The organism is Bacillus sp. PK3-067, assembly GCF_056738645.1.
The window spans coordinates 4,584,857-4,610,141 of sequence record NZ_CP096490.1; the positions used below are offsets into that span (position 1 = coordinate 4,584,857).

31 protein-coding genes and 1 pseudogene are annotated in these 25,285 nt (G+C 35.8%); 10 read left to right on the top strand and 22 right to left on the bottom strand.

Going from position 1 to position 25,285, the window contains the following annotated elements; genetic code table 11:
- Positions 1-13 precede the first annotated feature (13 nt).
- Positions 14-1,222 (bottom strand): NADP-dependent malic enzyme, encoded by a 1,209-nt coding sequence (gene ystJ / locus M1D73_RS23575; RefSeq protein ID WP_161508111.1) that lies wholly within the window; start codon positions 1,220-1,222, stop codon positions 14-16.
- 133 nt (positions 1,223-1,355) lie between these two features.
- The gene (gene dnaE, locus M1D73_RS23580; RefSeq protein WP_000673727.1) at positions 1,356-4,682 is read right to left on the bottom strand and encodes a DNA polymerase III subunit alpha; all 3,327 of its coding nucleotides are present in this window, start codon (positions 4,680-4,682) and stop codon (positions 1,356-1,358) included.
- 42 nt (positions 4,683-4,724) lie between these two features.
- Here dnaE and M1D73_RS23585 point away from each other — a divergent pair, with 42 nt between their 5' ends.
- Entirely contained in the window at positions 4,725-5,138 is a 414-nt protein-coding gene (locus M1D73_RS23585) for a YtrH family sporulation protein (RefSeq protein ID WP_002005839.1), read from the top strand.
- Complete coding sequence (gene ytrI, locus M1D73_RS23590; RefSeq protein ID WP_001265736.1) at positions 5,135-5,638, top strand: sporulation membrane protein YtrI; 504 nt, start codon at positions 5,135-5,137, stop codon at positions 5,636-5,638. Before M1D73_RS23585 ends, ytrI begins: the two co-directional genes overlap by 4 nt.
- A 51-nt stretch (positions 5,639-5,689) precedes the next feature.
- Here ytrI and M1D73_RS23595 read toward each other — a convergent pair whose 3' ends face one another.
- Positions 5,690-6,622 carry a DHH family phosphoesterase gene (locus tag M1D73_RS23595; protein WP_000545136.1) on the bottom strand — a complete coding sequence of 311 codons (933 nt, stop codon included), beginning with the start codon at positions 6,620-6,622 and terminating at the stop codon, positions 5,690-5,692.
- Between the two features lie 159 nt (positions 6,623-6,781).
- Here M1D73_RS23595 and M1D73_RS23600 point away from each other — a divergent pair, with 159 nt between their 5' ends.
- Entirely contained in the window at positions 6,782-7,087 is a 306-nt protein-coding gene (locus tag M1D73_RS23600) for a YtpI family protein (protein WP_001144776.1), read from the top strand.
- 7 nt (positions 7,088-7,094) lie between these two features.
- Here M1D73_RS23600 and M1D73_RS23605 read toward each other — a convergent pair whose 3' ends face one another.
- Complete coding sequence (locus M1D73_RS23605) at positions 7,095-7,358, bottom strand: DUF3949 domain-containing protein (RefSeq protein ID WP_440046475.1); 264 nt, start codon at positions 7,356-7,358, stop codon at positions 7,095-7,097.
- Between the two features lie 210 nt (positions 7,359-7,568).
- Positions 7,569-8,882 carry a CBS domain-containing protein gene (locus M1D73_RS23610; protein WP_000201572.1) on the bottom strand — a complete coding sequence of 438 codons (1,314 nt, stop codon included), beginning with the start codon at positions 8,880-8,882 and terminating at the stop codon, positions 7,569-7,571.
- 244 nt (positions 8,883-9,126) lie between these two features.
- Between M1D73_RS23610 and M1D73_RS23615 the strand changes: the two genes are divergently transcribed.
- Entirely contained in the window at positions 9,127-9,288 is a 162-nt protein-coding gene (locus tag M1D73_RS23615; protein WP_000976303.1) for a hypothetical protein, read from the top strand.
- 40 nt (positions 9,289-9,328) lie between these two features.
- Here the strand turns inward: M1D73_RS23615 and M1D73_RS23620 are convergent, their stop codons facing one another.
- Positions 9,329-10,012 (bottom strand): metal-dependent hydrolase, encoded by a 684-nt coding sequence (locus M1D73_RS23620; protein WP_000868927.1) that lies wholly within the window; start codon positions 10,010-10,012, stop codon positions 9,329-9,331.
- A 149-nt stretch (positions 10,013-10,161) separates the two neighbouring features.
- Here M1D73_RS23620 and pepQ point away from each other — a divergent pair, with 149 nt between their 5' ends.
- Positions 10,162-11,259, top strand: coding sequence for a Xaa-Pro dipeptidase (gene pepQ / locus M1D73_RS23625; protein ID WP_000994026.1), 1,098 nt, complete (start codon positions 10,162-10,164; stop codon positions 11,257-11,259).
- A 31-nt stretch (positions 11,260-11,290) separates the two neighbouring features.
- Here pepQ and M1D73_RS23630 read toward each other — a convergent pair whose 3' ends face one another.
- Positions 11,291-11,656, bottom strand: a complete 366-nt coding sequence (locus tag M1D73_RS23630; protein WP_001079377.1) for a DUF3221 domain-containing protein — start codon at positions 11,654-11,656, stop codon at positions 11,291-11,293.
- A gap of 20 nt (positions 11,657-11,676) precedes the next feature.
- Positions 11,677-12,051 (bottom strand): hypothetical protein, encoded by a 375-nt coding sequence (locus M1D73_RS23635; RefSeq protein ID WP_000816718.1) that lies wholly within the window; start codon positions 12,049-12,051, stop codon positions 11,677-11,679.
- Between the two features lie 93 nt (positions 12,052-12,144).
- Here M1D73_RS23635 and M1D73_RS23640 point away from each other — a divergent pair, with 93 nt between their 5' ends.
- Positions 12,145-12,972, top strand: a complete 828-nt coding sequence (locus M1D73_RS23640; RefSeq protein WP_000941475.1) for a DUF2785 domain-containing protein — start codon at positions 12,145-12,147, stop codon at positions 12,970-12,972.
- Positions 12,973-12,986: 14 nt separating this feature from the next.
- On the opposite strand, the gene M1D73_RS23645 is transcribed toward M1D73_RS23640, so the two are convergent.
- From M1D73_RS23645 to M1D73_RS23685, 9 genes and pseudogenes are all read right to left on the bottom strand, one after another.
- Complete coding sequence (locus tag M1D73_RS23645; RefSeq protein ID WP_001248908.1) at positions 12,987-13,193, bottom strand: hypothetical protein; 207 nt, start codon at positions 13,191-13,193, stop codon at positions 12,987-12,989.
- A gap of 63 nt (positions 13,194-13,256) precedes the next feature.
- Positions 13,257-13,418, bottom strand: a pseudogene (locus M1D73_RS23650) (anti sigma factor C-terminal domain-containing protein); the annotation flags it as partial.
- Positions 13,419-13,585: 167 nt separating this feature from the next.
- Positions 13,586-14,041: a GNAT family N-acetyltransferase gene (locus M1D73_RS23655; protein ID WP_001222930.1), complete on the bottom strand. Its 456-nt coding sequence runs from the start codon at positions 14,039-14,041 to the stop codon at positions 13,586-13,588.
- A 72-nt stretch (positions 14,042-14,113) separates the two neighbouring features.
- Positions 14,114-14,458, bottom strand: coding sequence for a DUF6176 family protein (locus M1D73_RS23660; protein ID WP_481157968.1), 345 nt, complete (start codon positions 14,456-14,458; stop codon positions 14,114-14,116).
- The gene (locus tag M1D73_RS23665) at positions 14,455-15,249 is read right to left on the bottom strand and encodes a GNAT family N-acetyltransferase (RefSeq protein ID WP_000736743.1); all 795 of its coding nucleotides are present in this window, start codon (positions 15,247-15,249) and stop codon (positions 14,455-14,457) included. Before M1D73_RS23665 ends, M1D73_RS23660 begins: the two co-directional genes overlap by 4 nt.
- A complete protein-coding gene (locus tag M1D73_RS23670) occupies positions 15,246-15,578 on the bottom strand; it encodes a cupin domain-containing protein (protein ID WP_000450925.1) in 333 nt (110 codons plus the stop codon). Before M1D73_RS23670 ends, M1D73_RS23665 begins: the two co-directional genes overlap by 4 nt.
- A 44-nt stretch (positions 15,579-15,622) precedes the next feature.
- Complete coding sequence (locus M1D73_RS23675) at positions 15,623-16,045, bottom strand: hypothetical protein (RefSeq protein WP_000534945.1); 423 nt, start codon at positions 16,043-16,045, stop codon at positions 15,623-15,625.
- A gap of 142 nt (positions 16,046-16,187) precedes the next feature.
- Positions 16,188-17,321, bottom strand: a complete 1,134-nt coding sequence (gene ald / locus M1D73_RS23680) for an alanine dehydrogenase (protein WP_001219403.1) — start codon at positions 17,319-17,321, stop codon at positions 16,188-16,190.
- Between the two features lie 214 nt (positions 17,322-17,535).
- Positions 17,536-18,327: an SDR family oxidoreductase gene (locus M1D73_RS23685; RefSeq protein ID WP_002024902.1), complete on the bottom strand. Its 792-nt coding sequence runs from the start codon at positions 18,325-18,327 to the stop codon at positions 17,536-17,538.
- A gap of 147 nt (positions 18,328-18,474) precedes the next feature.
- Here M1D73_RS23685 and M1D73_RS23690 point away from each other — a divergent pair, with 147 nt between their 5' ends.
- Positions 18,475-18,933, top strand: a complete 459-nt coding sequence (locus M1D73_RS23690) for a universal stress protein (protein ID WP_001066673.1) — start codon at positions 18,475-18,477, stop codon at positions 18,931-18,933.
- A 41-nt stretch (positions 18,934-18,974) separates the two neighbouring features.
- Here the strand turns inward: M1D73_RS23690 and M1D73_RS23695 are convergent, their stop codons facing one another.
- Entirely contained in the window at positions 18,975-19,670 is a 696-nt protein-coding gene (locus M1D73_RS23695) for a hypothetical protein (RefSeq protein ID WP_001252878.1), read from the bottom strand.
- A 95-nt stretch (positions 19,671-19,765) separates the two neighbouring features.
- Between M1D73_RS23695 and M1D73_RS23700 the strand changes: the two genes are divergently transcribed.
- Complete coding sequence (locus tag M1D73_RS23700; protein WP_000342760.1) at positions 19,766-19,945, top strand: hypothetical protein; 180 nt, start codon at positions 19,766-19,768, stop codon at positions 19,943-19,945.
- A gap of 43 nt (positions 19,946-19,988) precedes the next feature.
- On the opposite strand, the gene M1D73_RS23705 is transcribed toward M1D73_RS23700, so the two are convergent.
- From M1D73_RS23705 to M1D73_RS23715, 3 genes are all read right to left on the bottom strand, one after another.
- The gene (locus M1D73_RS23705) at positions 19,989-20,342 is read right to left on the bottom strand and encodes a DUF3139 domain-containing protein (protein ID WP_000725032.1); all 354 of its coding nucleotides are present in this window, start codon (positions 20,340-20,342) and stop codon (positions 19,989-19,991) included.
- A gap of 98 nt (positions 20,343-20,440) precedes the next feature.
- Complete coding sequence (gene argH, locus M1D73_RS23710) at positions 20,441-21,829, bottom strand: argininosuccinate lyase (protein WP_481157969.1); 1,389 nt, start codon at positions 21,827-21,829, stop codon at positions 20,441-20,443.
- On the bottom strand, positions 21,826-23,031 hold the full coding sequence (locus tag M1D73_RS23715; protein ID WP_000412315.1) for an argininosuccinate synthase: 1,206 nt from the start codon (positions 23,029-23,031) through the stop codon (positions 21,826-21,828). The genes argH and M1D73_RS23715 overlap by 4 nt, the downstream gene beginning before the upstream one ends.
- A 165-nt stretch (positions 23,032-23,196) precedes the next feature.
- On the opposite strand from M1D73_RS23715, the gene M1D73_RS23720 reads away from it, so the two are divergent.
- Entirely contained in the window at positions 23,197-23,514 is a 318-nt protein-coding gene (locus M1D73_RS23720) for a hypothetical protein (protein WP_000417206.1), read from the top strand.
- 14 nt (positions 23,515-23,528) lie between these two features.
- Here M1D73_RS23720 and M1D73_RS23725 read toward each other — a convergent pair whose 3' ends face one another.
- Complete coding sequence (locus tag M1D73_RS23725; protein WP_000910274.1) at positions 23,529-23,738, bottom strand: hypothetical protein; 210 nt, start codon at positions 23,736-23,738, stop codon at positions 23,529-23,531.
- An 853-nt stretch (positions 23,739-24,591) separates the two neighbouring features.
- Between M1D73_RS23725 and M1D73_RS23730 the strand changes: the two genes are divergently transcribed.
- Entirely contained in the window at positions 24,592-25,254 is a 663-nt protein-coding gene (locus M1D73_RS23730; protein ID WP_001244515.1) for a YitT family protein, read from the top strand.
- Positions 25,255-25,285 lie beyond the last annotated feature (31 nt).

Genomic DNA, 25,285 nt, shown 5'->3' on the forward strand with positions numbered 1-25,285 from the left:
GGAAATTCCTCGCTTATTCTTTACCAATCAGCGCTAATTGTTTTGTTTTTTCAGCGATCTCATTTGGATCTACTTGACGGCGAGCTACTCCTGTCTCCATTGCTGCTTTTGCAACGTAAGCCGCTACTTGAGGCGCTACACGCGCGTCAAATGGTGCCGGAATGATATAGTCTGCATTTAACTCATCTTCTGCTACAAGCTCAGCAATAGCCTGTACAGCTGCCATCTTCATTTCTTCGTTAATTTGTGTCGCATGTACGTCAAGTGCACCGCGGAAAATACCAGGGAACGCCAGTACATTATTTACTTGGTTCGGGAAGTCAGAACGACCTGTTCCAACAACAGCTGCGCCCGCTGCTTTTGCCAATTCTGGCATAATTTCTGGAACTGGATTCGCCATTGCAAAAATAATCGCATCGTCATTCATTGTACGAACCATCTCTTCTGTTAATGCACCTTCTGCAGATACACCAATGAATACGTCCGCACCTTGTACAACATCAGCTAAAGAACCTTCTATACGATTCTTATTTGTATATTTTGCAACTTCATCCTTCACCGGATTCATACCTGTAGGACGACCATCATAGATTGCGCCTTTACGGTCACACATAATAATGTCGCGTACACCATAGCGATATAAAAGTTTAATAATTGCAATACCTGCTGCACCTGCGCCATTTGCGACAACTTTAATGTCAGACATTTTCTTTCCAACTAATTTCAGTGCATTTACAAGACCTGCTACTGTTACAATAGCTGTTCCGTGTTGATCATCATGGAAGATAGGAATATTTGTTTCTTTTTTCAAACGCTCTTCAATAATGAAGCAGTTTGGTGCTGCGATATCTTCTAAGTTAACGCCGCCAAAAGTTGGCTCCATTAATTTTACAGTTTCAACAATTTTATCTACATCGTTTGTATTTAAGGCAATTGGGAATGCATCTACACCAGCAAAGCTCTTGAATAATACAGCTTTACCTTCCATTACTGGAAGAGATGCTTCAGGTCCAATGTTACCAAGACCAAGTACAGCTGTTCCATCTGTCACAACTGCTACCATATTTCCCTTCATCGTATATTCATATACCTTACTTTTATCGTCATAAATTTCTTTACAAGGTTCTGCAACCCCTGGAGAATATGCAAGACTTAAATCTTTTGCATTTTCTACTTTTACTTTTGATACAGTTTCTAATTTTCCTTGATGCACTTTATGCATGTGAAGTGCTTCTTCACGAAGTGTTGACAAACTATCCACTCTCCTCAAATTATTCTTGCTGATATCAATTTCTCCAAGTGGTCTGACCACGAACACTACTACTATAATAATCGAAGTGTAGGGAAATTGTCCATTATATTTTCACAACTACATTTTCTTCCCCGACAATTTCACGAAGTGCTCCTAAACATTCTTCACTTGGATGAATCGATAAACTCCGAGATAATTGTACCATTTTATGTTCCTTTTCATAATAAATTAGTACTTTCGCAAAACCTGAATAGTCGAACAATATTTTCGTAACCTGATTTAAAAGCTTTTTCTCATACTGAGACGGCAATTTCACGTAAACAGATGCGTCTTTCTTTTCTTCATAAACATCCATTTCCTCTAGCGGATATAGTCCATTTACAATCCATTGCAGCTTATGATTTCTTAGCTCAATCGTACCGTCAACTAAAACAATTGCTCCTTCTTGCAACTTATCCGAGAAATGTATATACGTTTCCGGGAAGAGGACCGCTTCCATTTCATCATTTTGATCACAGAATGTAATAAATGCCATCTTTTGAAACTTTTTCGTACGAATCACTCTCACACTTGTTATATACACAATAGCTCTTTGTACTTTTTTCTTGTGTCGCATCGCCTGAGCGAGAGATGGAATTTCTAATTCTTTTGCTAACTTCACATATTGCGCTGTCGGATAACTTGATAAATAAAAGCCAAGCGCTTCCTTCTCTTTATTTAGTTGTTCAATAAAAGATAACTCTTCTCCTTGTACATATTTTGATTTTGGAACAGCATCTCCTAAATCACGTGCGAGATTCGCGTACTCTAACGCCCCTTTAATACTTTTCCATAAATTCGTTCTCGAAACACCAAAATCGTCAAAACATCCCGACCAGACGAAAGCTTCTAAATTACGCTCCGTTACGAACTTTGACGGCATACGAAGACAAAATTCAAATAAATCTTCGAACATTTTTTCCTCTCGTTCTTCTAATAATGCCGTCACTGTAGCCATTCCAATATTTCGGATCGAAAGTAAACTGTAACGTATCGCATTCCCTTCTATTTGGAAGTTGTAGCCACTCCTCTGAAGAGACGGTGGCAAAACGTGAAAACCTTTCCGCTTCGTTTCTCGTATATACTGTACAATCTTATCTTCATTTCCAATTGCGCTTGATAATAATGCCGTCATAAATTCCAGCGTATAATTCGCTTTCAAATAGGCAAGCTGATATCCGATCATACTGTAAGCTACAGCGTGACTTCGGTTAAAACCGTAATTCGCAAATCTTACAATTAAATCATAAATTTTCTCTGCGGATGTCTCATCATAACCATTTCGCAAACATCCTTGGACGAAATGCTTACGTTCCTGATCTAAAATATCACGATTTTTTTTACTCACCGCACGGCGCAGTAAATCTGCTTCTCCGAGCGAAAAACCAGCTAACTTCGATGCAATTTGCATAATTTGTTCTTGGTATACAATGACGCCGTATGTTCTTTCTAAAATTGGCTTTAAATCCGGATGTAAATATTCAATTTTTCTTTTTCCATGTTTCGATTCAATAAAAGTCGGTATCTGTTCCATCGGTCCTGGTCTATATAACGAGTTAACAGCTACGATATCTTCAAACTCATTCGGTTTTAACCCGCGAAGTACATTTCGCATACCACCCGACTCAAGCTGAAATACACCTGTTGTATCCCCTCTCCCTAATAATTGGAACGTCTTTTCATCTTGAAGAGGTAAGTTTCTTATATCGATTTCTTTCCCTGTTTTGTTCGCGATAAATTTTATAATATTTTCAAGTAACGTTAAATTACGTAATCCTAAAAAGTCCATCTTAAGCAAACCAAGTTCTTCTAGCGCATCGGCTGGATATTGCGTAACATAAACATCGTTATGTCCTTCTTGAATTGCTACACTTCCTGTTAGCGGTTCTTGACTCATAATAACACCAGCCGCATGAATAGACGTATGACGTGGTAAACCTTCTACACGTTTTGCGATTTCAAATACACGCTCATGCAGAAGATTCCCTTGTATAAACTCACGAAGTGATTGTGATTCTTCATATGCATCTTTTAACGTTATACCAAGCTTTGATGGAATAAGTTTTGAAAATATATCAATATCTCGCGGCGGAAGCCCCATTACGCGGGCAATGTCTCTAATTGCCGCTTTTGCTGCAAGCGTACCAAACGTTACAATTTGCGCAACACGGAGCTGACCGTATTTATCTTTCACATAGCGAATCATCTCATCACGTCTTACGTCTGGAAAATCAATATCAATATCGGGAAGCGTCACACGTTCAGGATTTAAAAACCTTTCAAATAATAGATCGTATTCAATTGGATCAATATCTGTAATTTCTAATACGTATGAAACGAGTGAACCAGCTGCCGATCCACGACCTGGTCCTGTTAGAATATGATTTTCATGTGCATACTTCATAAAATCCCATACGATGAGGAAATAATCACTAAATCCCATACGAGAAATAACATTTAATTCATGATCCAAACGCTTTATATGCACTTCTTTCGGTTCACCATATCGTTTCCGCAAACCTTCTTCACAAACACGACGCAAGTATATATCACTCGTTTCATTAGACGGAACAGGAAACTTCGGAAGTTGATTTACATGGAACGGTATTTCTACTTGGCAACGCTCTGCAATTTTTATTGTATTTTGGATTGCTTCCGGCGCATGGGAAAATAGTGCTTCCATTTCATCCGATGACTTTAAATAATACTGATCTGTTTTCAGCCTCGGCCTATCTGGATCAGTCATTTTCGTTCCACTTTCAACAGATAGTAAACATTCGTGAACAAGCGCGTCACTTTGATTGATATAGCGCACATCGTTTGTTGCAACGACTGGAATATTAACCCTACTAATAAATTCAGGTAGTTTCTCTTGTAAAAGCAACTCATCTTGAATCGCATGATGCTGCAAACTCATATAAAAATGGCCAAACATATTTTGATACGTGCGAGCTACTTCTTCAGCCTGACTCTCATTGTCTTCTAGTAATAATTGCTCAATTTCGCCATCTTTACCTGGTGAAATTGCAATTAATCCTTTCGCATAATGCGCAAGCCACTTCTTAGGAATACCTTCTTTGGACTTTGTCATAATACTGCTAGAAATCTTTAATAAATTTTGGTAGCCTATTTCATTCTCAGCAAGTAATACAAGCGGATAAGACCTTTCTTCTTCTTCACTAAAAATAGAAGCGGTTAATCCAATAACGGGCTGTATACCATGTTTCTTACATGCTTTATAAAACGGAATAACGCCATACATAACATTTTCATCCGTAATAGCCAGCGATGAAAAACCGAGTTCTTTCGCCCTGACTACAAGCTCATCAATTTTACAAGCACTTTTTAATAAACTAAAAACGGTTTGACATTGTAAATGCACAAACTTCACTGTTGTACCCTCTCTTTACCTATTTGACTACTTTTATTATAGGTGATGAGGAAAGCGGAAATCAAAACATACTTCTTATACTTTGTCCATATATATGAAGAAGAAAGGGGAATGACGATGGATGTAAGAGAACATACTTTTTTCTCTCTGCTTATTATTAGTTATTTTATTGCCTTTGGGGTTATACTTGGCGGTTCATTAATTGGTGGATTTGGTGCGTTTCTTATCGGAAAACCAGCTCTAACTTACATTAATCAATTCGCCCAAAATTTAAGAATTTGGGCACTCGTTGCAGCAATCGGCGGAACATTCGATACCTTTTATAGCTTTGAAAGAAGTTTCTTTGGCGGAGATATGAAAGATATCGTAAAGCAAATTCTCCTTATTTTTTTCGCAACTGGTGGTATGCAAACAGGTCTCATTATTATTAAATGGCTAACGCAGGAACATGTATGAGAGTACCAAGTGCCAATACAGCAAAAAGATGGTACTTAGTATTAGCTGGGGCTGCTGTTGGAGGCGTGTTGAGCTGGTTTATTTTTTTGTACATATACGGTGTTTTTCAAGAAGAACAAGCTAGTAAAATAGCAGAACAAAGAGAAATTATAGAAAAACAAGAAGCAAAGCTCCACGTCCTTCTCGAAGATCAAGAAAAATTGAACACTGAAAATAAACGGCTCTTAACCATTCAAGAGATTAAAATAAAACTTATCAATCGAGAAAAATACGATTTAGACAATCTCACACTCGAAAATATGACTACATCTATCCATAATGACCTCCAACATCTTTTAACGAAAAACATTCAAAGTATCGCAAAAAATAAAGACCTACTTAAAAAGGTAATCGAAAATAAAACGTACAAACATTACGATCGGCTATACCGTTTTAAAGTCGATACAATATCTTTTGATACAGTGCTTGAAATTAGCATTACTATAGAGAAAGAAAAATAAAGAAGGAGGGCTTTAGCGCCGCTCCTTCTTTTCGTTCTAACATATAGTCTCTTATTTACAAATCTCACGTAAATCAGCAAAAAGACGATCCGCTTCTTCCCAAGAAGATGCCTTCGCACCAGAAGCCATCGGATGCCCCCCGCCGTTATATTGCATTGCTAATTTGTTTATAACTGGTCCTTTTGAACGAAGACGAACACGAATTACGTCGTCTTCCTCTAAAAATAGAACCCACGCCTTTAATCCATCAATATTGCCAAGCGCTCCAACAACACCAGATGCTTCAGAAGGAAGTACATCAAACTCTTCTAATACTTCTTTCGTTAATTTAATGTAAGCTGCTCCTTCTTCTACCATCGTAAAGTTTTGTAAAATATAACCGTTTAAACGAGCAATTTTTTCTTTTGTCTTATACATCTCATTGTATAAATCTGTGAATTTCACACCCATGTCAACAAGCTCACTTACGTAACGAAGTGTTTTTGCTGTCGTATTCGGGAATAAGAAACGACCTGTATCTCCAACAATTCCTGCTAAAATAAGGCGGGCTGCTTCTTTTGTTATTTTTAATCCTTTATCTTTTCCATAGTTATAAAACTCATAAATCATTTCACTTGTAGAACTCGCTGTCGTATCTACCCACGTAATATCTCCATACGGATCTTCATTTGGATGATGATCAATTTTAATTAACATCTTCCCTTTTGTATAGCGTTGATCGTCAACACGTTCTTGATTCGCAGTATCACAAACAATAACAAGCGCATTTTCGTATACACTATCTTCAATATCATCCATTACTCGTAAGTATGCTAGTGACGGCTCATTATACCCAACCGTATAAATATTTTTCTCTGGAAACGATTCTTGTAGAATTGTACCAAGACCACCCTGTGAACCTAACGCATCTGGATCCGGACGCACGTGGCGATGAATAATAATTGTATCAAACTCTTTAATTGCTCCTAAAATTTGCTCATGCATATGTATAATCTCCTTTTTAATCAACTTCTTCACTTTATCCTCCATTATAACGGAAAGTATTTCATACATGCGAACAATTGCTTTATAATAAAAGTTAGAAAGTTTAGATATTTCTTTTTCTTTTCTATTATTTTTCACAAAGCGATGGGAGTGTTCATTATGCCAGTATTAGTCTTCTGTATTATCGTCTCATTTATGTTGTACCTCTTTTACAAAACAAAATACTTTCGTACAAACCGCCCAATGGAGAAAGGTTGGCTCTCAGGAAAATCCGCAATGGCACTCGGTTCATTCGTTTTATTTTTCGGGATAAACCAATTCTTTTTAGAACTTTCAACCGCTCGTATTATCGTTGGTGTTTTATTCGTTCTATTTGGTAGTGCAAGTGTATTTAACGGGTTTCGCCAATACAAACATTTCTTGCCATTAGCAGTTAAAGAAGCTGAAGTCTATGAAGCAACGTAAAAAAGCATCAATATTGTGATGCTTTTTTACGTCCCTTAACTTTCAAAATCATATACGCAAGAAACGCAGATGGTATATTAAATGGGTTCCCTTGTACGTGAAAATGTAATTGTTCTTCTCCAAAAGACATTTTTTCATATAGCTCTCGCTGAGATAATCCTGTCTTTTCCTTTTTTTCATGTAAACCTTGTAAATATAAATATTGAATCGGTATCATTACAAGAAAGTAAAATAGTGCGATACTACCAAAAAAGAGTACGGCTGACGACATAATGCATACCACCTCTCGCGATTCCATTTTCTTACAATATAATCATAACACAATATACAACTGAATTGAATTATTATTCCGTCTTTTCTCACATTACTTTTCCACTCCATCCCATACATATTTCACTAAAACTCCCATCTAAAATCATGCCTTTCAAATTTAAAACAACAAAAAAAGATGGAACAAATCAAAACGATTTGTTCCATCTTTTTATTTATCGATTAACTGAACCATAAGTAATGCTTTTCCAACAACATTACCTTCATGATGCACCTCTACATCGACCTTACCAAATTTACGTCCAATTTCTAATACTTTCGGATGAACAGATACAACATTATCAATTTGAACCGGCTTTACGAAATAAATCGTTAAGTTTTCAACAATTAAATCACTTTTCTTTTGCGCACGAATGACGCGATTTGTCGCTTCTGTCACAATTGTTGCAAATACACCGTACGATAACGTCCCGATTGAGTTCGTCATTTGCGGCGTCACCGAAAATTGATATAGATGCTCATTCTTCGCTTCTTTTGGTGTCATAAATTGATTCGTTACAATATCATCAATGGTTTCTCCAACTTGTGGCTGACGTTGAATCATTTGCAGTGCCTGAAGTACATCTTGACGGCTAATAATACCTTGCAGTTTGTTTCCTTCCTCAACGACAGGAAGTAATTCAATTCCTTCCCACACCATCATACGTGCCGCAGCTGCGACAGACATTTTACCGTTCACTGTAATTGGGTGTTTTGTCATTACTTTATCAATTGGTGTTTCTTTCGCTACTCCGATCATATCTTTTGAAGTTACGATTCCTAGTACTTTGTTACTTTCATCGACAATTGGATATCTTCCGTGCATTGTCTCTTCGTTATATGCATGCCATTGCTGTACTGTATCACTCGGCTTTAAATATAACGTTTCTTCAATTGGCGTTAAAATATCTTCAACGAGTACAATTTCTTTCTTAATAAGTTGGTCATAAATTGCACGATTAATTAACGTTGCGACCGTAAATGTATCGTAGCTACTTGAAATGATCGGCAGCTTTAATTCGTCTGCTAATTTCTTCACATGATCTTCCGTATCAAATCCGCCCGTAATTAATACAGCGGCTCCAGTTTCTAGCGCTAATTCATGTGCATTGGTACGGTTACCAATAATGAGTAAATTCCCAGCTTCTGTATAGCGCATCATCGCTTCTAATTTCATAGCTCCGATTACGAATTTATTTAATGTTTTATGTAGTCCTTCTCTGCCTCCAAGTACTTGACCGTCGACAATGTTAACGACTTCTGCATATGTCAGTTTTTCGATATTCTCTTTCTTCTTTTGTTCAATTCGAATTGTTCCGACACGTTCAATTGTACTAACATATCCTTTATTTTCTGCATCTTTAATTGCACGGTAAGCGGTCCCTTCACTTACACTCAAATCTTTCGCAATTTGTCTTACAGAAATTTTATGGCCTACTGGCAGGCTATTAATATGTTCTAAAATTTGGTTATGCTTGGTAGCCAAATGGTTTCACCATACTTTCTTTTCCCTAAATTCTTCATGTGTTGTACTTTTAGTATACTATATTTTCAAAACTGTTACACTCTCTCTTTGCATACCTGTACTATTTTTTTTATAACAAAATGACGCTTACATTCCACCAGTCATTCTATTACAACAATGTAATGCTATTGTCATCTCATTCGATAGTTCGCCCACTTAATTGCCTATACAATTAAGACAAGAAATAAAACAAAGGAGCGAACACATGATGAAAAAACTTTTAGAGGTTGTAGGTGCTGTATTTTTAGCTTTCGTAGATGGGAAAAAAGTTGCAATGGAATTGAATGAAACACCTGAACAACCACGTACCAAAAGAGAAGAATCACCAAAACAAATACAAGCATTAAAAGCTGTCCTACACACGTAAAAAACCCTTCACTTTTCTTTTCAAATGAAGGGTTTCTTTTCTATAGTGTAATACTTTCTCCAGCTTCTAATACTTTCCCTGTACAATTTTGTAGCTTTTCTACAAATTGATATGGATCTTGTTCAATAACTGGGAACGTATTGTAATGCATCGGTACAACAGTTTTCGCATTAATCCATTTTGCCGCTAGTACAGCATCTTCTGGCCCCATTGTGAAATTATCACCAATTGGTAAAAATGCTAGATCAACTTTATTTAATTCCCCAATTAACTTCATATCAGAGAATAGTGCAGTATCTCCTGCGTGGTATACAGTTTTCTCTTCTGCTGTAAATAAAATACCTGCTGGCATACCTGTATATGTAATCGTCTTATTTTCTTCATCAATATAACTAGAGCCGTGGAATGCTTGTGTAAACTTCACTTTTCCGAAGTCAAATTCATGTGAACCACCAATATGCATCGGGTGTGTATTTACACCTTGCCAACTTAAAAATGTTGCTAGTTCAAATGGCGCTACAACAACTGCATTATTTTTCTTCGCAAGTTCTACTGTATCTCCAACATGATCACCGTGTCCATGCGATAAAAGAATTGCATCCACTTTTACATCTTCAGTTTTTAAATCTGTTTTCGGATTACCTGTTAAAAACGGGTCAATTAAAATAACTTTTCCATTCGCCTCAATTTTCACAACTGAATGTCCATGATAAGATACTTTCATTATTACATTCCTCCCCTGTTCACATTCTCACTTTGTATTCTACATGATTTTTCAATTCCCTGTCTTTTCTAACATCTATTTACTTGTCATAACGCTTTCTTCCGAGTTAAAGTTATATTTGTAATTAAATATCTCGGGGGTGCCAATCGATGAATGCTAGATTAGAAAATTTAATGCAATGGCTAAAAGAAAAAAACGTAGAAGCTGCGTTCTTAACTTCTACACCAAACGTCTTCTACATGACAAACTTCCACTGTGAACCACACGAAAGATTACTTGGTATGTTTGTATTCCAAGAAAAAGAACCTATTTTAATTTGCCCTAAAATGGAAGAAGGTCAAGCACGTAACGCTGGCTGGGCACATGAAATTATCGGATTTACTGATACTGACAGACCATGGGATATGATTGCAAAAGCAATTAAAGACCGCGGCATCAATGCAAATGCAGTTGCAATTGAAAAAGAACATTTAAACGTAGAGCGCTACGAAGAATTAACGAAATTATTCCCAAATGCAGCTTTCAAATCAGCTGAGGAGAAAGTTCGCGAACTTCGTTTAATTAAAGATGAAAAAGAACTTTCTATTTTACGCGAAGCAGCTAAAATGGCGGACTATGCTGTTGAAGTTGGTGTAAATGCAATTAAAGAAGATCGTAGTGAACTAGAAGTATTAGCAATTATTGAACACGAATTAAAAACAAAAGGCATACATAAAATGTCATTTGATACGATGGTATTAGCAGGTGCGAACTCAGCTCTTCCACACGGTATTCCTGGCGCAAACAAAATGAAACGCGGTGATTTCGTACTATTTGATTTAGGCGTAATCATTGACGGTTATTGCTCTGATATTACACGTACAGTGGCATTCGGCGAGATTTCTGAAGAACAAACTCGTATTTACAACACTGTACTTGCTGGACAACTACAAGCAGTTGAAGCATGTAAACCAGGTGTTACACTTGGCGCAATCGACAACGCTGCTCGTTCTGTTATCGCAGATGCAGGTTACGGAGACTTCTTCCCACACCGACTTGGTCACGGACTTGGAATTAGCGTACACGAATATCCAGATGTAAAAGCTGGTAACGAGTCTCCATTAAAAGAAGGTATGGTCTTCACAATCGAACCTGGTATTTACGTACCAAACGTAGGTGGCGTTCGTATTGAAGATGATATTTACATCACAAAAGACGGATCAGAAATTTTAACGAAATTCCCGAAAGAGTTACAATTTGTAAAATAATAGAAAAAGGCAGCGGGAGTGCTGCCTTTTTCTATTTCCCTACTATTTCAAATTTCTCTACAATCATTTTTGCTGGATAACTTTCAAGTATTTGAGAAAACCATACTTTTATTTTATCCCCTGTTTTTAACTGTTTATATGCGTCTTTGTCCTTAAAGCTCAAGACTATATGTGCTGGATGCTCTTTATTCATTTGTTGTTCTATATAATGTTGCAACTCTACTTTTGTTTCAACCGTTTTATCATCGGCAAAAAACATCGTGTCATTTCTTAATATGATATACCCTTCTTTAGGTACTTCTTTTACCGTTACTTGCTCTACTTGTTTTGTATCACACGCTGATAATACGACTAGAAATACACTTAAAAACATAACAATTTTCATATGCCTATTCATTTTTAACTCCTTACTCTAGGCTATTTCAAATTTAACACCATCTTCTCCTCATACTTATCATCCCATTTAATCACAACTTCTATAGGTTCATCTTTAGAGACAGGCGCGCAACTTACACAAGAAGACTTCATTTCAACCTTTGCTCCTCTATGAACTTCTGACGTTTGTGTCATTGTACTAAAGGCTCCATTAATAGCAATCTCTAAGTTTTTAAATTCTGTCTTTCCATCCCCGCCCTTATATTGAAACGTAAACATTCCATCTTCACTGTCATCCTTAATATGCCCTTTATATTGTCCAGTCCAACTTTTGCTCTCGCTAGAAAAAGTAAAATACCAAATCGAGCAGCTTCCTAAAAAGAAAATACTAATGAAAAAGAATAACGCTCTCTTCATCATGCCCCTCCATTCAAATGCACTTATTTATTGTCTATTTCTTCCTTCTATTATACTATTAAAATACAGAATTTTCTAAAATATGGGGTTTATATGTTACAACAACAGTTAGAAGAAATTCGTAATAATAATTACATACTGGATAACACACTTAACATTGATTCTTTAAGTTCCAATATGCTTGAGCAAATTGGCGATACTGATAGCTATTTAAGGGACAAACTCATCTACTCTACTTTTTTTCATCTCATCAAGAAGGAATATCTTTCACACACACAATTACAGAAACTATTATTAGAAAGCATCGGTGAAAAATATTTATTGTATAAGATTCATTCAGATGATGAAGATGCGGTATTTACCCGAGCATTTACAACATTATTAATCGCCCTCATTATTGATGCTGATACAAATCATAATTTCTTATCACAGACTGATATTTCAAATGTAAAAGATCAACTAATTCTATATATGAACAACGAACATGATTTCCGGGGATATGTGCAAAAACACGGCTGGGCACATAGTATCGCTCATGCTTCTGATACATTTGAGGCGCTTGTGAATAGTCCTAAACTGGAAACTTTATATTACGAAGAAATATTACAAACTTTATTAAACAAAGTTTGTGTTCATTCCATCTATTACAAATATGAAGAAGATGAACGTATCGTTTATCCGATTGTCGCAATGCTACAAAATGGCTTAAAGGAAGAAGCACTCATATTAGCCCTTCGTGATTTAGTAGCTCAATTACCCGTTCAAAAACAAACATTACATATTGAATCATACGAGTTTCTATACGGAAATATAAAATCTTTCTTACGCAGCTTATTTTTCAGACTGCGCAAGCTTTCTATATGCGAAGAAACAGAATGCGAAATTGAAAAATTGCTACAAGAACTTCCAAAATATTATTAAAAAAAGAAGGCCACTCAAAAAGTGCCTTCTTCTATTTCACTAATATTTAATTGAAATTTCACGATCCAAACTGAGAAAAGGTGGACAAGAAGCGCAAACGCCATACATGCTCCGCTTAAAAAAGTTAGTATAGGATGCGAATACACGTGCCCCAATCCATAGGATACCGCCACGAAAAACATTGTTATGTAAATATAAATTGCTCCATGTATTTGCCTCATATAAACCTCCTTTTCCCATATTATAACATAAATTTTCTGATTATTCACATTAATTGCTTGTAATCAATATTTCTCAACTGTTACACCTCTTACAGCAGCCTTAATATATGGTGCTCCTTGTAAACTTTGTAAATCCTCTGTTTTGCCTGTTACGACTACACCGTATATTGGTAGGTCTTTTGGTTTGGTGTTTTTTATTTCTTTATAGTTTGTCCTAAAAGATTCTTAATATCCCTTTTATTTTTACTTAAAGATATCCAAATACAGCTGTTCTACATTTTTATCATAATAAAAAGCACATCTATTTTGATGCGCCCTTCACATATATTTTATTAACATATAAATCACTTTTTTGAAACAAAAACTCTCACTCATCTCTCTCCATACTATCGTTATGACTTAGTTTCCATAATAATTGAACGAGGATAAAACCCCAGCTTTTCATAAAACGATACAGCTTCATTTCCGTACACTACTGTTAATTCAATTTCATCTATCTTCTTCGCTTTAAACCATTCCACTGCACTATTCATTAATTTCAAACCAAATCCGTTTCTTCGGTATCTTTCATCAACGAATAAAACTTCAATCTTTCCGTTTACACTTTTGCTATACGCTATACAACATCCTAATATATTATCTGTTTCCGCCTCAACTAATAATTCAATTCTATACTCTCCATACTTTGAATTTTGTTTATAAATTTCAATACGTTCCTCAAATGTCATTCTTGGATAGTCACCAGAAAAATGCCTTGATGTATTATTATGATATTCATGCAATTTATTTAAAGGTTCTCTTATTACTTCTATTTCATCGAGAGTGATATATTTATTACTAATTCTCATCCTACAGCATCTCCAATAATATATATTCCAACCAAAAAGATGACCATTTTACGGTTATAAAATACCAATCTATTATTTCATCGCGTCCTTCACAACATCTTGAATCATAACGACTTCTGTTTTCATATCAACAGAGGGTGCTTCTTCATCAATACACTCATACCAAAATTCCAAGTGCTTTTTATCAATTTCATAATGAGAATTTTCGACAAGAGCCCCACCTTCTCCTTGCACAGAATACCAATATAAGTACTCTTCTCCATCTCTTATTTGCCGGAAAATTGTCTCAACGTACATCTTTTCGTCGTTTAATGTCAAAAGTACTTCTTTCATATTGTCATTCAGAAGCTGCATCCATTCATTTACTCGATGACTCTTACCAGGCTTAACTTTAAATCTCGTTAATTCTACATTCATTTTTCTTCCCCCGTTTTCTTACGTACAAACAAACTGTATTCTATTGGATGATAAAAACTTAATTTACTAGCTAATTTTCGCGAAGGAATATTGTCTACATAACAATCCCAGCTCGGTATAATATCATTTTGCATGCAATGTTCAATGAACCGTGTTGCAACAGCTTGAGCTAATCCTTTCCCTTGATGCGCTTCATGTGTTGCAATATCTATTTCAGCATAACCATTCCCGCTAAATATCGAGACACATTCAGCTACAATTATCCCATCTTGTTCTATACAAAATCCAAAACCACTATTCAAAAACGTTTCTTTTGATCCCCAATATTCTTTGTAGTACTCCTCTTTAAATTCACTGCTTCGCTCTATATCTCTTCTATCAATACGCTTCACTTCATATGTATTTTTGTTAAAATCTCGTTTTCTCTCCTCAAAGGTTACTCTTTGAAATTTCATTCGCGGGATGTTCCGAAGTGTATTACTAAAACGCTCTTCTAACATCATTTCCCAATCTTCACTTGAAGTAAAGAGTGTAAATCTCTTCTCTGTTTTCTCAATAGCTGTTTTTAAATATGAAAATAACTCTTCGTTATAATTTTGATCATCAGTATCACCAAATAAATAATAGATACCGTTAGCTGTAATAATTAATCCTGCTGTTAATTTCTCGTTTGCAAAAACCTCACCATCTATCACTTGATCACATACCGCATAAGCAAACGTCGTCGTTTTTGTATGACTTTCTAAAATCGGAAGGATTTTTCTATACTCGGCTACGGATAATTTTTTCATAATTGCTCCACTTTAATCGTATCCGCCTCTATATGTTCAAAACAAAGATTTACAGTTCTCTTTAATGCTCTCGTTCTATGAATCTTACATGCTGGAATTAAGATTGAATCATTTGGCTTTAAAACCGCTGTTTCTCCATCTTCAAAATCAATAAGTAATTCTCCCTCTAACACAATAAATAATTCATCCGAATTAGAATGATAGTGCCAATCATATTCACCAGTAAATACAGCGATTCGTAAGCAATGACTGTTTATATTTGAAACGACGAAGTTTTTATGTTGATCTTTAATATCCTTTGTTAATTCTATTAAGTTCACAGTCTCCATCTTTCGTCCCATCCTTTCATTAGTCGTTCTTCTAAAAAACTAACTTAATCTCCACCACCTCCGCAATCTCCTCCACCATCACTTGAGCTACTACAGTCATTGCTACTGTAGTCACCGAATCCACTTGATGAGCTTGAAGCGTATGAAGATTTTTTGCTTCTTTTTCTATCTTTTTTACTTTCATGACTAGGCCATACTGTAGCAAAGAGTATAACGAATAAGGCTAATTCTATTACAACAAGTATAAATTCTAGAATGCTCTCAATAATATTGGGAGTTATCCCAAAACTGTAAAACACTCCAAATGAATACATACACAAAATTACATACAGAGCCATACAAATATACCGAAATGTTTTCTCTATCGTAATGACTACTTTTTGTGAAAAAGGTATGTTCTGTTCCTTTTTGTTCTTTATATACCTTTGTCTCTTTGCCTGTTTTTTCTTCCTCTTTTTGCTCCCCATCGAATCCCCTCTTTTTATTATATAATTCTAAATTATCATAATAAAAATCGATTTACACCAATAAATAACAATTATTCACATGTTATTTCTCCATATAAAAAAGACCCTCCTCACGAAAAGGAAGGTCTCAAATGTATTTCTATTATGATAAAGCAGGAGCTTTTTCAAGAAGCTCTTTTGCATCAGCGTATTGTAAGCCGTGAGCTTCCGCAACTGCTTCGAATGTTACATAACCATCTAATGTGTTAATACCTTTTAATAATGCAGTGTTGCCTAAGCAAGCTTCTTTGTAGCCCTTGTTAGCAATTTGTACTGCATATGGTACTGTTACGTTTGTTAACGCAAGAGTTGACGTACGTGGAACTGCACCTGGCATATTAGCAACTGCATAATGAACAACGCCATGTTTTTCGTAAGTTGGGTTGTCATGAGTTGTAATACGATCAGTTGTTTCAAAAATACCACCTTGGTCAATCGCGATATCTACAACGACAGAACCTGGTTCCATTGATTGAATCATTTCTTCAGTTACAAGTTTTGGCGCTTTTGCACCCGGAATTAATACTGCTCCAATAACAAGGTCAGATTCTTTAACAGCTTCTGCAATGTTGTATGGATTAGACATTAATGTTTTTACTTGGTTACCGAAAATATCATCTAATTGACGAAGACGTTCTGCACTTAAGTCAATGATTGTTACATCTGCACCTAAACCTACTGCAATCTTAGCTGCGTTTGTACCAGCTTGACCACCGCCGATGATTGTTACTTTGCCGCGTTTTACCCCTGGAACGCCTGCAAGTAAAATACCTTTACCGCCTTTGTTTTTCTCAAGGAATTGTGCACCGATTTGTGCAGACATACGACCAGCCACTTCACTCATAGGTGCAAGTAATGGTAAAGAACGATTGTCTAATTGTACTGTTTCGTATGCGATTGATGCAACTTTGTTATCGATTAATGCTTTCGTTAATTCTGGTTCTGGAGCTAAGTGTAAGTATGTGAATAAGATTAAGCCTTCACGGAAATAGCCGTATTCACTTGCTACTGGCTCTTTTACCTTCATAACCATATCTTGATTCCATGCTTCTTCAGCAGTTTCTACAAGTTTCGCACCAGCTTGTACGTATTCTTCATCTGTAAAGCCAGATCCTAAACCTGCTCCTTTTTGAACAAAAACTTCGTGACCATTTTGTACTAAATGTACTGCTCCCGCTGGCGTCATTGCCACACGGTTTTCATTGTTTTTAATTTCTGTTGGAATACCGATACGCATGATTAGTTCCCCCTTGAGTTATGAAATGACCCCTGAATCATTTTTTAAAGCGCTTTCTACGCTCTTATATTTTAACATAATATCTCAATATTTGACAAAAAAATAACACGAGTTTTCCGATAGATTTAATTTTATATTAAAGGACAGTATTATCCGCACCTCTCAGCACAATGGATAAACTGTCCAATTATTCGAAACTTCATCTTATTTTATTCTATCGATGTCTATGAATAACATCCACTGCACCAGTCACTTCAATAATTGTACCGGTAATCATATCGGAATCGTCCTCACATAAAAACGAAATGGTTCTTGCAATATCTTCACCTGTTCCAGATCTACCAATCGGTGTGTTATGCTCTTTCAGCTGACGTGCTTCTTGAATAGTTGCCTCTTTCATATCGCCAATAATATCACCAGGACATACCATGTTCGCAGTGATACCATACTCCGCTTCTTCATAAGCAACTGTTTTCGTTAATGAAACAAGTCCTACTTTCGCTGCGGCAAAAGCTGAACGATAAATCCATCCCGGTGCACTATCCGCCCCTTGAAATCCGTAATTAATAATACGGCCAAAGTTCTGTTTTCTCATGACCGGAACGACAAGTTTTAATAAATGAAATACCGCTGTTAAATTTCCCTGAATCATTTCATTCCATTCATCTTCTTCATAATCAACTAACTTTTTTCGTTCAAATACATATGGACCAGCATTATTAATTAAAAAGTCAATTTTGCCAAAACGGCTCATCGCTTCTTCTACTATTTTATGTAAATCTTCCTTTTTCGTGACATCCGCTTGCACGAATTGTAGACGCTCTTCCACATCTTTATATGTTTCTTTCATCGTTTCCATAGCCGTGATATCGCTATGGTACGTTACTGTTACTGAATAGCCTTTAGCCAATAACTTTTCTGTTACTTGCTTTCCTAAACCTTTCGTACCGGCTGTAATGAGCGCATGTCTCACAAAACTGCCCCCTTTTAAATTGCTATACTTCATATGTAACAAGTTCTCGCTCCAATTACAACTAAAATGAATTGAAACAGAGTTTTCAAAATTCTGTAACGTTTCTGGCAAGCACGTTACCAAAATTTGTTTTATAATTAAGTTGTAAACAGTTATAAAACAGATTGGGAGGAATTTACTATGAATAATACATATACAAATATTTTAATCGCGGTGGATGGTTCTAAAGAAGCAGAAAAAGCCTTTAAAAAAGCAATTCAAGTCGCAAAGCGCAACAATGCAACATTAACAATTGCTCATATCGTTGATGTAAAAGCATACTCAGCAGTAGAAGCTTATAGCCGTGCAATTGCGGAACGTGCAAATCTATTTGCAGAAGACCTATTAGAAGACTACAAAAAAACTGCGCTTGAAGCTGGTCTTGAAAAAATTGAAACTGTATTAGAATTCGGTAATCCTAAATCAAAAATTTCAAAAGAAATCGCTCCAAACCATAAAGTAGATTTAATTATGTGTGGTGCGACTGGTTTAAATGCTGTTGAGCGTTTCCTAATTGGTAGCGTCTCTGAACATATTATTCGCTATGCGAAATGCGATGTCCTTGTTGTTCGTGGTGATGAAGAGCAAGGTGAGCTTTAATTTATAGATAAAACACCAAGTCCACATAGGCTTGGTGTTTTTCATTTTATAAACTTCACTATAAACAAAAGACATGCTACGACAACAACGGTAATTGCCAACACATAAGGCGGAAGAAACTTCAAAGACCATAATGCCATCATAATCGTCGCAACCGTTAAGTACGTTCGCCTTGCACCTTCTGTCATTTTTTTACGAAATAAGAAAACATACAAATAACCAATTGGCGGCGTAATAAAGCAAAGAACGTATATGATTTTTGATTTTAAATACCACTTTTGTTCTCCAAGTTTCTTTATATCCCCTTCTATTCTCTTATGCTCTTGTTCTTTCTCTTCTTCTACAAGCGGATTTTCCTCTTCTCCTCGCTTTTCTTTCATATAAGGAAGAAAGTGCATAAAAAAATAGTATGCGAATACGAATGCTCCAAATCCAATATTTACTCTTTCTAATGGAATATGTTCACTAAAAAAAGCAGCAGTAAGCACTAAAGACAAACAGTATGTCATCATCCAAAAGGAACGTTTTCTCTTTTTCCGTTCCATTTCTTTTTTGCCTTGTATATCTTTTCTTTTCGAAAGCCATATAGAAATAAAGCAATCTACTACAAATAGAGCAAAAATAAATATCGCAACGTGTACTGTTTCTAAATCCTCAAATGAAAAGATATTTGGGAATGCAACATGTAATACAATGAATGTGTACAAAATTAGCCCTATAAAATAAATACGTCTCATTTTCCATCCCTTTCTTATTTCCTAACATTACGTTAACATACATTTTTTAGAAATAGACGGACAAAATATATATGTGTAAAAAAGGAGGATGCTATATGGATGATTCTGAACGCATTATTTTAGATGTGAACGGCAAAGAAATTGAAATGCTAGATACGATTCGCACTCATTTTAAAGAGAAGCACGGCGTTGAACTAAGTAATGGTGCATTACTTCGTGATTTGATGGATATTGAGTATATTCGAATTACGGAAGATCGACATAAGTATGATTAAAAGAAAACGACTGCAGGCGAATGCCATCAGTCGTTTTCTTTCTTTATTTAAGCTCTTGATGTTTCCCGCCCATACCACCAGACTCATTGCTATCTTGGTGTACAGTTAGTTTATTTGTTTTCGCATCTTTTAAAACTCTATATGTATATGATTCATTTGGTTCATCTTTAAACTGTACATTCATACCATAAGAATCCATTTTGCTATAAAAGGCCGGTTTTATATATAAAATATCACTTTCTTTATATCCTTTATCTTGTAAATGCCACATCGTTGCGATAACCGCTTCTTCTCGCTTTTCTTTTTCACCAACATACATATATTTGTCCAAAAGAAACACTTTAGCATTTGCAATTAAGCTAATTAACAGTACAATGATCAACACTATTTTTTTCATAGACTTCCCCTAAATTGTTATTTTTTACTACATTGTAACTTAAATGCTAGTAAAAAATAAAGTACGCCAGACTTTACTAGACTGGCGTACTTCCCAACTCAATTCTTAATAACTTCTTTCGTTAACCCCTTCGCCTTCTCCAAAGCGTTTTTGATTTGTTCAAACCCAGTCCCGCCAACACTGTTACGACGCTTTACAGCTGCATATGGTGACAGCACTTCATACAAATCTTCTTCAAATAAGGAGCTCATTTCTTTATATGTTTCAAGAGAGACATCTAATAAATAAATTCCTTTTTGTGTGCAATATAGCACTAACTTTCCAACAATTTCATGAGCTTGACGGAATGGTAGTCCTTTGTTCGCTAAATAGTCAGCAATTTCTGTTGCGTTGGAGAAATCTTGCGTCACAGCTTGCCCCATTTTTTCTTTGTTTACAGTCATCGTTTCAAGCATGCCCGCCATAATATGAAGGCATCCTTCTACTGTTTTAACTGTATCAAACATTCCTTCTTTATCTTCTTGTAAGTCTTTATTGTAAGCGAGCGGTAATCCTTTCATTACTGTGAGTAAACTGAATAAATTACCGTATACTCTGCCTGTTTTACCACGGATTAGTTCCGCCATATCCGGGTTTTTCTTTTGCGGCATAATGCTGCTTCCCGTTGCATATTGATCGCTCATTTCAATAAATTGAAACTCTTGGCTACTCCATAAAATAAGTTCTTCGCAAAAGCGTGATAAGTGCATCATAAGCATAGAGGAGTTACTTAGGAACTCCAGTATGAAATCACGATCGCTTACTGCATCTAAACTATTTTCATAGATTCCATTAAATCCAAGAAGCTCCGCACTATACTCTCGGTCAATGGGGAATGTCGTTCCAGCTAACGCTCCTGCTCCTAATGGCGAAATGTTAATACGTTTTAACGAATCTTCATAACGATTCACATCACGCTCTAACATCCAAAAGTAAGCGAGAATATGATGAGCAAATGAAATCGGCTGGGCACGCTGCAAGTGCGTATAGCCCGGCATAATGGTTTCAATATTATTTTCTGCTTGTTGAACAAGAACAGTTTGCAATTGCTTTGTAGCTTTTATAATATGTTCTACCTTTTCTTTTAAATACAAATGCATATCTGTCGCTACTTGATCATTACGACTTCGGCCAGTGTGAAGTTTTCCTCCTACTTCGCCAATTTGTTCAATTAACATTTTTTCGATGTTTAAATGAATATCTTCTGCTTCTACTGAAAATTGTAGCTTATTCTCTTTTGCTTCTTTCAATAAATATTGAAGACCTATCTTTATTTTCTCTGCTTCTTCTTGCGTAACGATGCCTTGCTTTGCTAGCATCGTTACGTGTGCCATACTCCCATTTATATCTTGATTTACTAATTGTTGATCGAAGGAGATGGATGCTCCGAACTCTTCAACCCATGCTTCCGCTTCTTCTGTAAAACGTCCGCCCCAAAGTTTGCTCACGCTTCCACCTTCTTTTGATTCACTTGGCTGTATACTTTCGTCGGTAAACCGAATAATGAAATGAATCCAACTGCTGCATCATGATTAAATTCGTCCTGAGCAGTATATGTTGCTAATTTTTCATCGTATAAAGAGTATTCAGATTTACGTCCTTCTACAATCGCATGACCTTTAAATAATTTCACACGCACTGTACCTGTTACATTCTTTTGCGTTTCTTGTAAAAATGCATGAAGCGCTTGTTTTAAAGGCGAGAACCATAAACCATTATAAATAAGTTCTGTTATTTTCTGTTCAATCACTGGTTTAAAATGTGCTACTTCTTTTACGTGTGTTAAATCTTCCAACTCTTTATGCGCAGTGATTAACGTCATTGCTGCTGGGCATTCGTATACTTCACGAGATTTAATACCGACAAGACGATTTTCTACGTGATCAATACGTCCAACGCCGTGTTTTCCAGCAAGCGCATTTAACGTTTTAATTAATTCTGCAAGTGAATATGCAGTGCCATTTAAAGTAGTCGGTACGCCTGCTTCAAATCCGATTTCTACAAACTCTGGTTTATTCGGTGTATCTTCTAATGCCAATGTCATCTCATATGCATCTTCTGGCGGCGCTGCCCATGGATCTTCTAAAATTCCACATTCGTTGCTGCGTCCCCATAAGTTTTGATCGATTGAAAACGGGCTATCTAAATTAATCGGAATTGGTACATCGTTTTCTTTTGCATAGGCAATTTCTTCTTCACGTGACCACTTCCATTCACGTACAGGTGCAATCACTTCTAAGTAAGGATTTAATGCTTGGATAGAAACTTCAAAACGAACTTGGTCATTTCCTTTCCCTGTACATCCGTGTGCAACTGCAGTTGCGCCTTCTTGTTCTGCGATTTCTACTAATTTCTTCGCAATAAGCGGACGAGATAATGCAGAGACAAGAGGGTATTTCCCTTCGTATAATGTGTGTGCTTGCATCGCCATCAATGCATATTCATTCGCGAATTCTTCTTGAACATCAATCATATATGATTTAATTGCACCTACTGAAAGTGCCTTTTCTTTTACAAATGCTAAGTCTTTACCTTCCCCTAAGTCTAAACAAAGCGCGATAATATCATAATTCTTCTCTTGTAACCATTTAATTGCAACGGAAGTATCAAGACCTCCGGAATATGCTAATACAACTTTTTTCTTCTCCATTTTGCATCCCCCTAAGAATAAATATTCATTTTCTTTTATAATAATTCACACTTTACCACCTTTCACAAAATGTATCAAGAGTCATTTTCAAATTTTTTCAAACAATTTCGTCGAACTTCTTTCTGTTTTTCTGTACAATATAAGCAGGACAACGGGGGTGAACTTATGGAAAAGTATTTCTTATACGATGATCATCTAGGAATTGAAATTCCTCATTTACAAGAAGATTGGGAAGATATCCCCGAAAAAATGCAGCATGCTATTTTACTAAAATGGGAACAAGTTCGCGGGAAAATTCCTGATCGTATAAAAGAACTTGAGCACTATATTAATACAAAACAACATTATTTAAATAACGAAGAAGACTTCGAAGTTTCTTGTAAACTAAATTCAGAAATTGCCGATCTTGCTTCAATCATTAATGACCTTTGGCTTTGGTATCGACTCACTCAAAATGTATCTGAGGGGAAAGCACACCAATGAAAAAAGCATGCCCCTCAATAACTTTGGGTCATGCTTTTTTTGTCATAACATGATTTACAATATATTTCTTGTGCTGTTTTCGCCAAACATACATCGAATGGACCAACTAATATACTTCTTTCTTTCGGCAACTTTACAAAAGCAACAAGCTCTTCTTCATATTGAATTTTTTTCTGACATGAAATGCATATTAATTCTTTTCTTTTGAACATGTCTTTTAGCATACCTTCACTCTCCCCTTCATCTATCTATATTAATATACTCTCATAATAGTTAAGACTTGTAAAAAAATGACACATTCTGAATCGAATGATTCATATACTATGTACAAAAGGAGGTTTAAAAATTATGCGTGCTTTCGTTATTATCACTTTAACTTTTTTAAGTGTGATTAGTTGGGATGCGTTTTTTAAAGATAAAAGTGATGAAAAGAACACAACGGAATAAAACCCTTTTTTCTTACTTATTGGACAAACCGTTATAAACTGGCCAATCCTCCGAAATAACTTAGGCTTTTCTACAAAAATATTTAAACATAACATTTTTTGTAGATTCCCTCCGTTTATTGTCGGTTTCCATCCGCATACATTTTTTAAAAGTATGATATAATAGTATAAATCTTGAAGGAAGGGATTTTGATATCATGATCGCTCGAAGGAGCATGTGGCATCGTATTGACGAATCATACACGTAGCGTATTTTTTAGCTCAGATACTTTAGTCTAGCGAAAAAAATACGAGAGTGGGGAAATTATGATTGCCCGAAGGATAATTTGGCAAAAAAAAGACTCTTCTTACACATAGCGTTTTGTTTAGGACTTAATTGTTACTAACTAAACAAAACAAAGAAGAGCAGGATTGCTAAATGACGAATCCTACTCCACGTTTTGTTTAGTCGTTTTAAGACTTAAACTAAAACGAAGGTAGGGAGAATTGATGGACGAGAGGATTATTCGTTATTTCTTCAGCGACATATAGCGTAGTTAGTTTTTTCGTAAACTAACTGAAAGCTACATGTGAGCTCGTAGTTAGTTTACAACACAAAAAGGACTACTAACTACGGAAAGAAGGAATAACGATGAGGAACATCCAAAGTCGGCAAATTATTAAAGAAATTTTTATGGTTTTAATCGGTTCATTTATTTTAGCAGCAGCGCTATATCACATTCACTTCCAAAACCACTTAACAGAAGGTGGATTTGTAGGAATTGCACTATTCATTCAAAACTTTTATGATATTTCACCATCTATTTCAACTGTATTAATGGATATCCCAATTATTTTACTGTGCGCTTCATTTTTAGGTAGAAAAATGGTTGGTTATTCATTCCTAGGTTCAATTTCATTCGGAGTATTTTATTCCTTTATGGAAAATTATTCTCCATTTACGGTAGATTTATCAAATAACTTATTTATAGCTGCAGTAGTTGGCGGTGCGTTAGCTGGTATTGGACTCGGTTTTATATTACGATTTGGCGGTGCAACCGGTGGAGACGATATTTTAACAATTGTATTAAGTAAACGAACTCGTTTTACAATTGGGCAAATTTTCTTCGTCTTTGACGCGATTGTTCTTGCGCTTTCATTATATTATTTAAATTGGACAGAAATTGCTTTTACTATTCTTTCGATTGCCGTACAGGCAAAAACATTGGATTTAATTTATTATCCAAAAACAGAAAAAACAGCAGAAAAGCAGCCAGTATCTGTTCCAATGTCCAAAAAACATGCAACGAATTAAAAAAGCGAAAGGCTTCGGCCTCTCGCTTTTT